Annotated in this window: 14 protein-coding genes; 1 reads left to right on the top strand and 13 read right to left on the bottom strand. The window is 67.9% G+C overall.

Annotation, left to right across the window (positions count from 1 at the left end; genetic code table 11):
- Nucleotides 1-159: 159 nt before the first annotated feature.
- The 12 genes from CBM2594_RS01935 to CBM2594_RS01880 form a co-directional block, all read right to left on the bottom strand.
- Nucleotides 160-837 carry a glutathione S-transferase family protein gene (locus tag CBM2594_RS01935; RefSeq protein ID WP_116355367.1) on the bottom strand — a complete coding sequence of 226 codons (678 nt, stop codon included), beginning with the start codon at nt 835-837 and terminating at the stop codon, nt 160-162.
- Nucleotides 834-1,301: a YchJ family protein gene (locus CBM2594_RS01930; RefSeq protein WP_116355366.1), complete on the bottom strand. Its 468-nt coding sequence runs from the start codon at nt 1,299-1,301 to the stop codon at nt 834-836. Before CBM2594_RS01930 ends, CBM2594_RS01935 begins: the two co-directional genes overlap by 4 nt.
- Entirely contained in the window at nt 1,298-1,984 is a 687-nt protein-coding gene (locus CBM2594_RS01925; protein WP_116355365.1) for an HAD family hydrolase, read from the bottom strand. Before CBM2594_RS01925 ends, CBM2594_RS01930 begins: the two co-directional genes overlap by 4 nt.
- Nucleotides 1,981-2,637, bottom strand: coding sequence for a 2-hydroxychromene-2-carboxylate isomerase (locus CBM2594_RS01920; RefSeq protein WP_116355364.1), 657 nt, complete (start codon nt 2,635-2,637; stop codon nt 1,981-1,983). The genes CBM2594_RS01925 and CBM2594_RS01920 overlap by 4 nt, the downstream gene beginning before the upstream one ends.
- A gap of 102 nt (nt 2,638-2,739) precedes the next feature.
- Nucleotides 2,740-3,870, bottom strand: a complete 1,131-nt coding sequence (locus CBM2594_RS01915) for an acyl-CoA dehydrogenase family protein (RefSeq protein WP_116355363.1) — start codon at nt 3,868-3,870, stop codon at nt 2,740-2,742.
- Between the two features lie 31 nt (nt 3,871-3,901).
- On the bottom strand, nt 3,902-4,582 hold the full coding sequence (locus CBM2594_RS01910; protein ID WP_116355362.1) for an SDR family oxidoreductase: 681 nt from the start codon (nt 4,580-4,582) through the stop codon (nt 3,902-3,904).
- A gap of 224 nt (nt 4,583-4,806) precedes the next feature.
- Nucleotides 4,807-5,985 carry an acetyl-CoA C-acetyltransferase gene (locus CBM2594_RS01905; RefSeq protein WP_116355361.1) on the bottom strand — a complete coding sequence of 393 codons (1,179 nt, stop codon included), beginning with the start codon at nt 5,983-5,985 and terminating at the stop codon, nt 4,807-4,809.
- A 54-nt stretch (nt 5,986-6,039) separates the two neighbouring features.
- Nucleotides 6,040-6,711, bottom strand: a complete 672-nt coding sequence (can, locus tag CBM2594_RS01900; RefSeq protein ID WP_116355360.1) for a carbonate dehydratase — start codon at nt 6,709-6,711, stop codon at nt 6,040-6,042.
- Nucleotides 6,708-8,531, bottom strand: coding sequence for a bifunctional isocitrate dehydrogenase kinase/phosphatase (gene aceK / locus CBM2594_RS01895; protein WP_116355359.1), 1,824 nt, complete (start codon nt 8,529-8,531; stop codon nt 6,708-6,710). Before aceK ends, can begins: the two co-directional genes overlap by 4 nt.
- A 113-nt stretch (nt 8,532-8,644) precedes the next feature.
- Nucleotides 8,645-9,826 (bottom strand): isovaleryl-CoA dehydrogenase, encoded by a 1,182-nt coding sequence (locus CBM2594_RS01890; RefSeq protein WP_116355358.1) that lies wholly within the window; start codon nt 9,824-9,826, stop codon nt 8,645-8,647.
- Between the two features lie 59 nt (nt 9,827-9,885).
- Complete coding sequence (locus CBM2594_RS01885) at nt 9,886-10,362, bottom strand: PaaI family thioesterase (protein WP_116355357.1); 477 nt, start codon at nt 10,360-10,362, stop codon at nt 9,886-9,888.
- 125 nt (nt 10,363-10,487) lie between these two features.
- Nucleotides 10,488-10,949: a MerR family transcriptional regulator gene (locus CBM2594_RS01880; protein WP_116355356.1), complete on the bottom strand. Its 462-nt coding sequence runs from the start codon at nt 10,947-10,949 to the stop codon at nt 10,488-10,490.
- 208 nt (nt 10,950-11,157) lie between these two features.
- Between CBM2594_RS01880 and CBM2594_RS01875 the strand changes: the two genes are divergently transcribed.
- Complete coding sequence (locus CBM2594_RS01875) at nt 11,158-12,234, top strand: MBL fold metallo-hydrolase (protein ID WP_116355355.1); 1,077 nt, start codon at nt 11,158-11,160, stop codon at nt 12,232-12,234.
- Between the two features lie 5 nt (nt 12,235-12,239).
- On the opposite strand, the gene CBM2594_RS01870 is transcribed toward CBM2594_RS01875, so the two are convergent.
- Nucleotides 12,240-13,073 carry a helical backbone metal receptor gene (locus CBM2594_RS01870; RefSeq protein ID WP_116355354.1) on the bottom strand — a complete coding sequence of 278 codons (834 nt, stop codon included), beginning with the start codon at nt 13,071-13,073 and terminating at the stop codon, nt 12,240-12,242.
- Between the last annotated feature and the right edge of the window lies 1 nt (nt 13,074).

Below are 13,074 nucleotides of genomic sequence, written 5' to 3'. Positions count from 1 at the left end.
TTCGCCTTCAGGTCGGCCACCAGGGCCTGCATCGCCTCGGCATTGGCCTTGAAGGATTCGGAGCGGGCGTTGAGTTTGCTTTCGAGCGTGGGCATCTCGGAGTCTCTTGCTGGCAGATAGCGATAGGTAGCGCCCGATGCCGTGCCGCAGCGGCAGGGCTCAGCCGGCTGCCTTCGGCAGCGGATGCCCGGGCATCAGGTCGTAGGGATGCTTCCAGCCCGGCAACGCTCGGATGCGCTCCATCCAAGCGTGGATATGCGGATACGCCTTGCGCCAGTGCACGCCGATTTCATCGTCGAAGAAGACGTAGCCCGCCAGCGAGAAGTCGGCGATGGTGGTGCGCTCGCCCAGCACGAAATCGCGCCCCGCCAGGTGCGCGTCGAGCACGCTCCAGGCGCCCTCGCAGCGCGCGCGGAAGAACTCCAGCACGGCCGGGTCGGGCGACCTGGCGAAGTTGCGCATGAAGCGGTAGGTGGCGGTGTACGAGGTGAACTTGTGGTTGTCGAACAGCAGCCAGCGCAGCACCTCGGCGCGCTCGGCCTCGTTGCGCGCGCCGAACGCATCCAGGCGCGCGGCCAGCGTCTCGAGGATGGTGCCGGACTGCGACAGGCGCTGGCCGCCGAACTCCAGCACCGGCACCTCGCCCATCACGTTGATGGCGCGATATTCGGGGGTGCGGGTCTCGCCGTTGAAGAAATCGACAAAGCGCGCGCGCCACAGCTGCTGGCCGCGCTGCACGCCGACGGTTTCCAGCAGCTGCGCCACCTTGTAGGCGTTGCCGGACTGGGCAAAGCAATACAGCAGGTACTCGGGCTCTTTTTGCTCGTCGATGCTCATGGTGTCTCCCCGATAATGTCGCCGTCCACATAAAGCCACTGCGGCGCCTCGCCCGGTGCGCGCGCCTCGCAGACAAAGCGGCTGCGCTCATGCAGCCGCCAGGCGCGCCCGCCCACCTTGTAGCGCGCCACGAATTCCACTTCGGCATGCGTGTCGTCCTGCTGCGCATGCGCCTTGACGGTCAGCCCGAGCCAGCGCGTCGCGGTGTCAGGCACCAGGTCGGCCGGGCAGGTGGACGCATGCCAGGTCTGGCGCAGCCAGTCGATGTCGTTCAGCACGTAGGCGCTGTAGCGCGAGCGCATCAGCGCCTCGGCGTTCGGTGGCAGCGCCTCGCCGCGGTGGAAGCGGCCGCAGCAGGCGGCGTAGTCGGCGCTGCCGCACGGGCACGGCACCGGCCCGGCCTTGGGCAGGCGCTGCGACGCCTTCGCGCCCTTCGCCGCCTTCGCCACCTTTGCGCCCGTCATCCCACCAGCTCCGGCAGCTCGCGCATATCGGTGAAGATGGTGCGCGCGCCGGCCTCACGCAGCTGCGCGGCATCGTTGCGCGCGGCGTAGCCGAACACCGTCATGCCGGCCGCCACGCCCGCGGTCACGCCGGTCGGGCTGTCTTCCACCACGGCGCAGCGCGCGGGCTCGACGCCCATGGTGCGCGCGGCCAGCAGGTAGACGTCAGGGGCCGGCTTGCTGCGCGCGACCTCGGTGGCCGAGAAGATATGCTCGCGCTCATCCTGCTGGAACAGCTCGACCAGCCCGGTCTTGGTCAGCTGCAGCTTGACCTTGACGCGGTCCGCGCCCGAGGCCACGCACACCGGCATGCCGGTGGCGGCGACCGCGCGGATGGCCTCGCGCACATGCGCGACCGCCGCGACTTCTTCTTCCAGCACCGCATTGCGGCGCGCCAGCCAGGTCGACAGCCAGTTCTCGGGCAGCGGCGCGCCGCGCATGCGTTCGATCATGCCCAGCTCCTCGCGCACCGCGCGGCCCAGGAACAGGCGCGTGGAGTCTTCCAGCGAGATCTCGATGCCGAGCTCGTTCAGCATCTGGTTGAGCACGCGGTTGACGATGGGCTCGCTGTCGACGAGCACGCCGTCGCAGTCGAAGATCACGCAATCGAATCGGCCGGAATGGCCACGGTTGACTGCAGTCATGCGGGTTTCTTTTCCTTGGTATCGGGGTTGGGCACGGCCCGCAGCTCGGTCTGGCGGCGGCTCTTCAGGTGGGCCTCGATCTGGTCGAAGCGGTCGAAGCCCCAGAACGGCTCGCCGTCGACGATGACGAAGGGCGAGCCGAACACGCCCTTGGCCATCGCCACCTCGATCTCGGCCTTGAGCTGGTCCTTGATCTGGTAGCTGGTGGCGCCGGCATCGAGCGCCTGCACGTCGACGCCCAGCGGCTCGGCCAGCTTCATGATCTCGGCCGGCTCGGCGATATTGATGTCATCGACGAACAGCGCGCGGTACACCGAGCGGGCGAAGGCCGCGGCGAGGTCGTCGCCGTGATGGTTCTGCAGCCACAGCATGGCGCGCGCTGCATGCGTGGTCGGCAGCGGGAAATGCGTGGGGCGCTGGTATTCGATGCCGTGGAAGCGCGCGGTGCGCTCGAAATCGCGCCAGCTGTAGTCGCCCTTGAGCGGCAGCTGCGGCAGCGGCGAGGCGCCGGTGGTCTTGAACACCACGCCCAGCAGGATCGGATGCCAGGCGACGTTGCGCCCGTACTTCTGCGCCAGGTCGTCGATACGGGTGCTGGCGAAGTAGCCGTACGGCGAAGAGAAATCAAAGTAGAAGTCGATCGCTGCGGTCATGTCGTGGGCCCTATTCTTGGGGTTGCAGGTCCGGTTGCGGGAAGCGTGGCGCGGGCGCTGCGCACGCGCCTCGCCCGCTCATCGTACGCGCAAATGCCGGCGCTAGGCCAGCGCGCGCGCGATCAGGATCTTCTGGATGTCGCTGGTGCCCTCGTAGATCTGGCACACGCGCACGTCGCGGTAGATGCGCTCGACCGGGAAGTCGCTGACGTAGCCGTAGCCGCCGAACACCTGGATCGCATCCGAGCACACCCGTTCCGCCATCTCGCTGGCAAACAGCTTGGCCATCGCCGCCTCCTTCAGGCACGGGCGGCCGGCATCGCGCAGCGCGGCGGCGTGCCAGACCATCTGGCGCGCCACGTCGATGCGCGTGGCCATCTCGGCCAGCCGGAACTGCACCGCCTGGTGCTGGAACAGCGGCTGGCCGAAACTCTCGCGTTCCCTGGCATACGCCAGCGCCGCCTCGAACGCGGCGCGCGCCATGCCGATGCTCTGCGAGGCAATGCCGATGCGCCCGCCCTCCAGCCCCGACAGCGCCATCTTGTAGCCGCCGCCCTCTTCGCCCAGCAGGTTGGCCGCCGGCACGCGGCAGTCCTCGAACAGGATCTGCGCGGTGTCCGACGAATGCTGGCCGAGCTTGTCTTCCAGCCGCGCCACCACGTAGCCCGGGGTAGACGTCGGCACGATGAAGGCGCTGATGCCGCGCTTGCCGGCGGCCTTGTCGGTCACCGCCAGCACGATCGCCACGTCGGCGTTCTGGCCGCTGGTGATGAACTGCTTGACGCCGTTGAGCACGTAGTGGTCGCCGTCACGGACGGCGGTGGTGCGCAGCGCCGAGGCATCGGAGCCGACGTGCGGCTCGGTCAGGCAGAACGCGCCCAGCATCTCGCCGCGCGCCAGCGGCACCAGCCACTGCTGCTTCTGCGCCTCGCTGGCGAACGACATCAGCATGCTGCACACCGGGCAGTTGTTGACGCTGATGACGGTGGAGGTGCCGCCGTCGCCCGCCGCGATCTCTTCCAGGATCAGCGCCAGCGACAGGTAGTCGAGCCCGGCGCCGCCATACTGCTCGGGCACCGCCACGCCGTAGGCGCCCAGCGCCGCCAGCTCGCGGTGCACGTCCTTGGGGAAGGTCTTGTCGCGGTCCCACTGCGCGGCCTGCGGCGCGATCACTTCCTGCGCGAACTGGCGCACGGCGTCGCGGATCATTTCCTGTTCGGGGGTCAGCAGCATGTCGGTCCGGTGATGAGGTATGCGGGCGCCCTTACCAGGGGATGGGCGTGCCGTCGTAGTTGTGGAAGGTGCCGTTGTCGCGCCGCTTGACGCTGGCCAGCACCTGGCGCATGCCCTTGACGCTCTGCTGCACGGTCAGGTCGGCTTCCTGCCCGCCCATGTCGGTCTTGACCCAGCCCGGGTGCAGCGCGACGCAGGTGGCATGGCGCGCATCCAGCGACACCGCGCGCAGCGCCGCGTTGGCGCCGGCCTTGCTGACGCGGTACAGCCAGCTGGTGCTGTGCTCCATCGCGCCGATGCTGCCCATGCGCGAGGACAGCACCGCCAGCACGCCGCCGTGGCCGGACTGCCCGGCCTCGACATAGGGCAGCAGCAACGGCAGCGCCATCATCGGCCCCAGCACGTTGACATGCATGACGCGGTCGAACTCCGGCGGCGTGACCGGCTGCGCGCCTTCGGTGCGCGGCCCCATCACGCCGGCGTTGTAGACCGCCACGTCGAGCGCCTCGCCGTCGAGCTTCCAGCCCAGGCCCGCCACCGCGCCGGCATCGGAGAGGTCGGCCTGGTGCGCCTCGGCGCCCAGCGCCTGCAGCGCGCCCACGCCTTCGGGCGTGCGCGCCGCCGCGATGACGCGCCAGCCGTCGGCACGGTACTGGCGCACGAATTCAAGGCCGATGCCGCGCGAGGCACCGAGGATAAGGGCGGTTGGCAAGGTTGGGCCTCCTTTCAAGACGGGCCCGCCGCATAGCGCACGGCTGGCCACGGATTCTGCAAAATGCCGCGGTCTTGCTCCCTCTCCCGCTTGCGGGAGAGGGTTGGGGTGAGGGCGGGCGTTGCCACGAAGTGAAACGTGTTGTGCCTGGCACGCGCTGGCCCTCACCCCCGGCCCCTCTCCCGCGAGCGGGAGAGGGGAGAACACAAGCGGGAGAGAAAGGCTTACAGGAGCTCGATCCCCACTGCCGTCGCTTCCCCGCCACCAATGCACAAGCTCGCCACCCCGCGCTTGCCGCCGGTCTTGCGCAGCGCGCCGATCAGCGTGGTCATGATGCGCGCGCCCGAGGCGCCGATCGGGTGGCCCAGCGCGCAGGCGCCGCCGTGGATATTGACCTTGTCGCGCGGGATCTTGAGGTCGTGCATCGCCGCCATCGGCACCACGGCAAAGGCCTCGTTGATCTCGAACAGGTCGACGCTGTCGGTGGTCCAGTCGAGCTTGCGGTACAGCTTGGCGATGGCCTCGACCGGTGCGGTGGTGAACCAGCCCGGCGCCTGCGCATGCGTGGTGTGGCCCAGCATGCGGGCGATCGGCTGCAGGCCCAGCTTCTTCGCCGTGGAAGCACGCATCATCACCAGCGCCGCGGCGCCGTCGTTGATCGACGACGACGAGGCGGCGGTGATGGTGCCGTCCTTGGCAAAGGCGGGCTTGAGCGAGGGGATCTTGTCGAGCTTGATGCGGCGCGGGCCCTCGTCGGTGTCGATCACCGTGTCGCCGCCCTTGCCCGACACCGTCACCGGCGCGATCTCCCAGCGGAAGTCGCCGTTCTCGGTGGCCTGCTGCGCGCGGCGCACGCTTTCCATCGCGAACTCGTCCTGCTGCTGGCGCGTGAAGCCGTACTTGGCGGCGCAGTCCTCGCCGAAGGTGCCCATGGCGCGGCCCTTGTCATAGGCGTCTTCCAGGCCGTCGAGCATCATGTGGTCGTAGATCATGCCGTGGCCGATGCGGTAGCCGCCGCGGCCCTTGGGGATCAGGTACGGCGCGTTGGTCATGCTCTCCATGCCGCCGGCGACGGCAATGTCGAACGAGCCCGCGACCAGGCCGTCATAGACGGTCATCGCCGCGCGCATGCCCGAGCCGCACATCTTGTTGACGGTGGTGCAGCCCACGGCCAGCGGCAGGCCCGCGCCGAGCGCGGCCTGGCGCGCCGGCGCCTGGCCCTGGCCGGCGGGCAGCACGCAGCCGAACACCACTTCTTCCACCTGCTCGGGCTTGAGCCCGGCGCGCTCGACCGCGGCGCGGATGGCCGCCGCGCCCAGCTGCGGCGCGGTGACGCTGGCGAATTCGCCCTGGAACGCAGCCATCGGCGTGCGGGCGGCTGAAACGATGACGATCTCTTCCATGTCGGGTCTCCTGGATCGGTAGGTGTGCGTGCGTGGTGTCGGTTGTGCGCGATCTCAGCGGATCGACGCCTGCGGCGGTTCGCCGTACTGGCGGTAGGCCGCGGCCAGCTGCTCGTGCAGCTCGTCGTTGTTGCTGGCGGCCATGCCGAGGTCGCGCAGCAGGCCGTCGGACACGCCGTAGATCCAGCCGTGCACGGTGATGGCCTGGCCGCGGGCCCAGGCGTCCTGGATCACGGTGGTCTGGCAGACGTTGTTGACCTGCTCGATCACGTTGAGCTCGCACAGCCGGGTATGGGCGTCTTCCTCGCGCAGGATGGTGCCGAGGTAGGCGTCATGCTTGTCGGCCACGTCGCGCACATGGCGCAGCCAGTTGTCGGCCAGGCCGATGCGCTCGCGCTTGAGCGCGACCTTGACGCCGCCGCAGCCGTAGTGGCCCACCACGGTGATATGGCGCACCTTGAGCACTTCCACAGCGAACTGGATCACCGACAGCGCGTTCAGGTCGCTGTGCGCGATCACGTTGGCGATGTTGCGGTGGACGAAGACCTCGCCCGGGGCCAGTCCGAGGATCTGGTTGGCCGGCACGCGCGAATCGGAGCAGCCGATCCACAGGTACTCCGGCGCCTGCTGGTTGGCCAGGCGGGTGAAGAAAGCGGGGTCTTCCGCGTTGACGCGGTCGACCCAGTCGCGGTTGTTGCGGAACAGCTGGGCGATGGCGTCATTCATGCGACTCTCCTTGCAGAGTGGGCAGCAGGCAGCCCGGCGGCAGCGCCGTAGCGGTTGATGAATCGCTCGGTAGGGTGATAGGCAAAAAAGTCATGGACATGTCCGGCCAGCAGCCGGTCCTTATGGCTCTGCCACATGGCAGGGTCAAAAAAATCCGCATGGTGCCGCAGGAACGCCGCGCGTACGCGCGGATCGCCCAGCAGGAAGGTGCGGAAGGTCTCGGGAAAGATGTCGTGCGGACGCACGGTGTACCAGACCTCGCCCGACATCTCCTCTTCCTCGTTGCGCGGCTGCGGCACGTGGCGGATGTTGCAGTCGGTCAGGTACTCGATCTCGTCGTAGTCGTAGAACACCACGCGGCCGTGGCGCGTGACGCCGAAGTTCTTGTACAGCATGTCGCCCGGGAAGATGTTCGCGGCGATCAGCTCCTTGATCGCGTTGCCGTACTCGAGCACGCCGTGCTCCACCTGCTCGTCGGAACCCTCCTGCAGGTAGATGTTCAGCGGCGTCATGCGGCGCTCGATATAGACGTGGCGCACCACGATCTCTTCGCCGCCATCCTTGGCGCGCTGGTATTCGATCATCGACGGGGCATGCTGCTCGAACTCGCGCACCAGCGCATCGTCGAAGCGCGACAGCGGGAAGGCCACGTCGGAGTATTCCAGCGTATCGGCCATGCGGCCGACGCGGTCGTGCTGCTTGACCAGCTGGTACTTCGACTTGACCAGTTCGCGCGTGGTGTCCTTGGGCGCCGGGAAAAAATCCCGGATCACCTTGAACACGTACGGGTACGACGGCAGCGTGAACACCAGCATCACCAGCCCGCGGATGCCGGGCGCGACGATGAACTTGTCCGACGAATGCTGCAGGTGGTGCAGGAAGTCGCGGTAGAACAGGTTCTTGCCCTGCTTCTGCAAACCCAGCGAGGTATAGATTTCCGCGCGCGGCTTGCGCGGCATGATGTCGCGCAGGAAGGTCACGTAGGCCGACGGGATCTCCATGTCGACCATGAAGTAGCTGTGCGTGAACGAGAACAGGATCAGCAGCTGTTCCTTCTTCAGCAGCACGGTGTCGAGCACCAGCTTGCCCGACGGCCCGTGCAGGATCGGGATCGCCAGCGGGAAGGTGCGGTCGCCGTTGAGGATGCGGCCGATGATGAAGGCGGCCTTGTTGCGGAAGAACAGCGACGACAGCGTGTGGATCTGGAAGTTCGGCGCGATGCGCAGGTCGCCGAAATGCTCGCCGACGGCGCGCACCACGTAGCCGATGTCGCGCTGCAGGTCCTCGAACGGGCGCTCGAGCTGGAAGTTGTGCACGATGCGCTCGAAGCACGCGGCCATGCCCTCGCGGCTGCCCGGGTAGTAGGCGCGGAAGGTCGGGCGCGTGGGCGATTCCTCGTTCTCGATGTATTCGGTCGAGATCGCCGGGCGCACGAAGATGAAATCGTTGTTGAAGTACGAGCGGTGCAGGATGCGCGTGCAGACCGAGTTGAAGAAGGTCTCGGCCAGCTCGGGCTGGTGGTGGTTGGTCAGGAGGCCGATGTAGTGCAGCTTGATCTGCTGCCAGATCTCGTCCTCGATGTTCTCGGCGTCGTACTCGTCTTCCAGGATCACGCTGGATTCGCGCACGCGCTCGTTGTAGAACGCGATGCGGTCGCGCTGGATCTGCTGCAGCCCGTGCCAGTCGCCGGCTTCGAACTTCAGCTTGGCCTGGTGGCTGACCTCGCGGAACAGGCGGTAGTGCTTGTCGAACCCGTCGAGCATCGTTCTCGCCACATCGTAGGCAATCTGCGAGGAGAGCAGTTTGGGGAAGTGGGACATGGGTCGACGGGGGGCGACTGCGTGAAGGTCTTGCGACAGGTAGTGAGATTGTAATGGGTTCGGGCGGGGGCTCCGGGTGATTTCGGCGCCCCGCCTGGTCGCCGGGCTGCCGCTTACATGGTTTCCGCGAACAGCTCGCGGCCGATCAGCATGCGGCGGATCTCCGAGGTGCCGGCGCCGATCTCGTACAGCTTGGCGTCGCGCCACAGGCGCCCGGCGGGGTATTCGTTGATATATCCGTTGCCGCCCAGGATCTGCACGGTTTCTCCCGCCATCCAGGTGGCCTTCTCGGCGGTGTACAGGATCACCGCGGCGCAGTCCTTGCGCACCTGGCGCACGTGGTCGCTGCCCAGCGCGTCCAGGTTCTTGCCGACCGTGTAAAGGTAGCTGCGCGCCGCCTGCAGCGTGGTGTACATGTCGGCCACCTTGCCCTGGATCAGCTGGAATTCGCCGATGCTCTGGCCGAACTGCTTGCGGTCGTGGATATACGGGGTGACCACGTCCATGCAGGCCTGCATGATGCCGACCGGTCCGCCGGACAGCACCGCGCGCTCATAGTCCAGCCCGCTCATCAGCACCTTGGCGCCGCCGTTCTCGGCGCCAAGGATGTTCTCCACCGGCACTTCCACGTCCTGGAACACCAGCTCGCCGGTGTGCGAGCCGCGCATGCCCAGCTTGTCCAGCTTCTGCGCCACCGAGAAGCCCTTCATGCCCTTCTCGACGATAAACGCGGTCATGCCGCGCGCGCCCAGTTCCGGCTCGGTCTTGGCGTAGACCACCAGCACGTCGCAGTCGGGGCCGTTGGTGATCCACATCTTGGTGCCGTTGAGCACGTAGCGGTCGCCCTTCAGTTGCGCGCGCAGCTTCATGCTGACCACGTCGGAGCCGGCGTTGGGCTCGCTCATCGCCAGCGCGCCGATCCATTCGCCCGACACCAGCTTGGGCAGGTATTTGGCCTTCTGCGCGGCCGTGCCGTTGCGGTGGATCTGGTTCACGCACAGGTTGGAGTGCGCGCCGTAGGACAGGCCGACCGACGCCGAGGCGCGGCTGATTTCCTCCATCGCGATCATGTGGGCCAGGTAGCCCATGTTGGCGCCGCCGTATTCCTCGGCCACGGTGATGCCGAGCACGCCGAGGTCGCCCATCTGCTTCCACGCGTCCATCGGGAACTGGTCGGTGCGGTCGATCTCGGCCGCGCGCGGGGCCAGCTCGGCCTGGGCCCAGTCGCGCACGGCGCCGCGCAGCATCTCGATGTCTTCGCCCAGATCGAATTTCAGGCCTGGCAGTTCGGTCATGATGGTCTCCTGTTTGGAATCGGTGTGTCGGGGGGTCCGGGGTTGCCGGATCGATCGGTTCAGACGTGGCCCAGCGTTTTGACCACGCACAGCGTCATCAGCATGGTCGCCACCGGCTTGCGGCGGCCGTCCTGCTCGACATAGACATCGCCCTGCGCCACGATCAGCGTGCGCCCGGGCTTGAGCACCCGCCCCACCGCCACCAGGCGTTCGCCCTGGGCGGGGGACAGCAGGTTGATCTTGTATTCGGCGGTCAGCCCCGCCTCGTCTTCGCCGACCAGCGTCAGCGCGGCATAGCCGCAGGCGCTGTCGGCCAGCGCGCCGACCACGCCGCCGTGGAAGAAGCCGTGCTGCTGGGTCACGCCATCGGACCACGGCATCGCCAGCTCCACCTCGCCGCGCTGCACGCGCGCCAGCGAAGCGCCGAAGGTGCGCATCAGGCCCTGGCGCGAGAAGCTGGTGGCAATGGCGTCGGCACGCGCGGCGGACAGCGGTTCCGGTTCGGCGGGCACGGCACTGGCGTTGGAGGCGGTCATGACAGGGTTCCGGTAGAGGGCCTGGTGGGACGGACGGCGCACGGCCACGCGCGCTGTCCGGTTATTCTATTGACGTTTACGTAAACGTCAATCCCGGATCGTACGGAGGCGCGGCCAAGCGGCGCTCAGGCAGCATGGGTGTGGTCCGGCGCCTCGTCGCCGCGCACATCCACCGGCGCGCCGCCCTGCGCCGCCAGCAGCGCCCGGCACTGGCGCTCATGCTGGTCGATCTCGGCCAGTTGCGCCTGCAGGTCTTCCATCTGGCGCTCCAGCGTGCGCCGGTGTGCCGCCAGCGCGGCCAGGAACCGGTCCAGTTGCGGGGCGGTATCGCGCGGCGACTCGTAAAGGTCAAGGATCTCGCGGATCTCGTTGAGAGTAAGCCCCAACCTTTTACCGCGCAGCGTCAGCTTCAGCCGGGTCCGCTCGCGGCCGTTGTAGACGCGCTTGCGCCCGCCGGGCCCGGCGCGCTCCGGCGACAGCAGGCCCTGGTCCTCGTAGAAGCGGATGGCGCGCGGCGTGACGTCGAACTCACGCGCGAGATCGGTAATGGTGTAGGTGGCGGAAGCCGCCGCTGGCGTCGCTGACATGGCCTGCCCAAAGAAAGTGAACGGTCGTTCGTTGCGAAGTCAAGTTTTCGCTTAAGATGGAAACGAACCCGTATGGTTGACGTTTACGTTAGCGTCAACCAGATCGGCTGGCAACCGGTGCTTGCACGCCCCTCGCGCATGATCGGGACGTGCCGGCAGAACGAGAAAGCCCGCGCCCCGCCGCCAGGCTTCGACCAAGAGACCCCTCATGAACGCACTCGAACACCAGCTCCAATACCCGTTCGGCGAGACCATGCCCGCGCCCGGCGCCAAACAGGAAGTCGCCCCCGGCGTCTACTGGCTGCGCATGCCGCTGCCGTTCGCGCTCGACCATATCAACCTGTGGCTGCTGCGCGACCACCTGGACGGACGCGACGGCTGGACCATCATCGACTGCGGCATCACCAACGACACCATCAAGGGCCACTGGGAAACGGTCTTCGCCAATGAGCTGGAAGGCCTGCCGGTGGTGCGCGTGCTCTGCACCCACAGCCACCCCGACCATGTCGGCCTGGCGCACTGGCTGTGCCAGCGCTTCGGCGTGCGGCTGTGGATGAGCCTTGGCGACTACATGAGCGCGCGCGTGATGGGCAGCGGCACCGGGGCCGGCTCCAGCGCGGGCGGCGACGCCGCCGCCGCGCACTTCGCGCTGCACGGGCTGACCGATGCCGACAGCCAGGAGAAGCTGCGCGCGCGCAAGACCTACTACCCGTCGCTGGTGCCGGCCCTGCCGGCGCAGTACCGCCGCCTGATGGAGGGCGACACGGTGCGCATCGGCACCGACGCCGCGCGCGCGGACTGGCGCGTAATCACCGGCTTCGGCCATTCGCCCGAACACGTCGCGCTGTATAACGCCGCCACCAACGTGCTGATCTCCGGCGACATGGTGCTGCCGCGCATCTCGACCAATGTCAGCGTGTTCGACATGGAGCCCGAGGGCAATTCGCTGCAGCTCTACCTGGATTCGCTCGGCAAGTACGAGCCGCTGCCGCAGGACGTGCTGATCCTGCCGTCGCACGGCCGGCCGTTCCGCAACCTGCATACCCGCATCATGCAGCTGCGCGAGCACCATGCCGACCGCCTCGCCGAAACGCTGGAAGCGTGCCGCGCCAAGCCGTGCAGCGCGCACGACATCGTCAGCGTGATCTTCAAGCGCCAGTTCGACATCCACCAGATGACCTTCGCCATGGGCGAGTCGCTCGCGCACCTGCACTGCCTGTGGCACCGCGGCGAGCTGGTGCGGGAAACCGGCGACGACGGCGTGATCCGCTTCCGCGCCGCCTGACTGGCTTAGTTGGCGGCCGCCAGCGCCGCCAGGTAGCGCACCCCGTCGACGGCGCGGCTGCCGTACCAGGACAGCATCTCGCCGTCGACCAGCAGCACCGGCTTGCCGAGCTGGCGCTCGAGCGCATCGGCGTGGTCTTCGGTGAAGCGGTAGGGCTCGGTCGACAGCAGCACCAGGTCGAGCTCGCGCACCAGCGCATCGCTCCAGCGGAAGGTGGGATAGCGCTCGCCGGGCGCGTTGGGGCGGCTGCAGTCGCCGCCCGCGCAAGCCTGCAAGGCGGCGCTGCCCTCGGGCCAGGTTTGCCAGTTGGCCAATGCCAGCATGCGGCTGATATAGGTGTCGCGCGACACCGTCATCCACGGGTCCTGCCAGATCGCATACAGCACGCGGCGCGCCGGCCACGGCCGCACGCGGATCGCATCGAGCTGCGCCTGCAGCGCCGCGCACAGCGACTCGGCTTCGGCATGGCAGCCGAAGATGCCGCCCAGCAGCCGGTACAGCCCGAGGTTGTCTTCCGGCGCGCACGGATGGGTGACAATCACGTTGGGCACGAAGGCGCGGATCTCGTCCACGGTCTCGCGCCGGTTCTCGTCGATATTGACCACCACATGCGTAGGCGCCAGCGCGCGCAGCCGCGCCACATTGACGTCCTTGGTGCCGCCCACCTTGGGCACGGCGCGCACGGCCGGTTCCGGGTGGATGCAGAAGCCGGTGCGCGCCACCATCTGCCGCGCCAGCCCGAGCGCGAACAGCAACTCGGTCACCGACGGCACCAGCGAGGCAATCCGCACCACGCCGGTGGCGGCGGCATGCTGCTGGCCGATGGCGTCGCGCCACATC

It is taken from the genome of Cupriavidus taiwanensis, assembly GCF_900249755.1.
Taxonomy (GTDB): Bacteria; Pseudomonadota; Gammaproteobacteria; order Burkholderiales; family Burkholderiaceae; genus Cupriavidus; species Cupriavidus taiwanensis_D.
This window is presented reverse-complemented; position numbering and strand designations above follow the sequence as displayed.

Excerpts from the sequence above, each read along its gene's own strand:
- CBM2594_RS01890 (WP_116355358.1), bottom strand. The coding sequence starts at position 9,826 with ATGACCGAACTGCCAGGCCTGAAATTCGATCTGGGCGAAGACATCGAG.
- CBM2594_RS01875 (WP_116355355.1), top strand. The coding sequence starts at position 11,158 with ATGAACGCACTCGAACACCAGCTCCAATACCCGTTCGGCGAGACCATG.
- can (WP_116355360.1), bottom strand. The coding sequence starts at position 6,711 with ATGAATGACGCCATCGCCCAGCTGTTCCGCAACAACCGCGACTGGGTC.
- CBM2594_RS01885 (WP_116355357.1), bottom strand. The coding sequence starts at position 10,362 with ATGACCGCCTCCAACGCCAGTGCCGTGCCCGCCGAACCGGAACCGCTG.
- CBM2594_RS01925 (WP_116355365.1), bottom strand. The coding sequence starts at position 1,984 with ATGACTGCAGTCAACCGTGGCCATTCCGGCCGATTCGATTGCGTGATC.
- CBM2594_RS01870 (WP_116355354.1), bottom strand. The coding sequence starts at position 13,073 with ATGTGGCGCGACGCCATCGGCCAGCAGCATGCCGCCGCCACCGGCGTG.
- CBM2594_RS01915 (WP_116355363.1), bottom strand. The coding sequence starts at position 3,870 with ATGCTGCTGACCCCCGAACAGGAAATGATCCGCGACGCCGTGCGCCAG.
- CBM2594_RS01920 (WP_116355364.1), bottom strand. The coding sequence starts at position 2,637 with ATGACCGCAGCGATCGACTTCTACTTTGATTTCTCTTCGCCGTACGGC.
- CBM2594_RS01880 (WP_116355356.1), bottom strand. The coding sequence starts at position 10,949 with ATGTCAGCGACGCCAGCGGCGGCTTCCGCCACCTACACCATTACCGAT.
- CBM2594_RS01935 (WP_116355367.1), bottom strand. The coding sequence starts at position 837 with ATGAGCATCGACGAGCAAAAAGAGCCCGAGTACCTGCTGTATTGCTTT.
- CBM2594_RS01905 (WP_116355361.1), bottom strand. The coding sequence starts at position 5,985 with ATGGAAGAGATCGTCATCGTTTCAGCCGCCCGCACGCCGATGGCTGCG.
- aceK (WP_116355359.1), bottom strand. The coding sequence starts at position 8,531 with ATGTCCCACTTCCCCAAACTGCTCTCCTCGCAGATTGCCTACGATGTG.
- CBM2594_RS01930 (WP_116355366.1), bottom strand. The coding sequence starts at position 1,301 with ATGACGGGCGCAAAGGTGGCGAAGGCGGCGAAGGGCGCGAAGGCGTCG.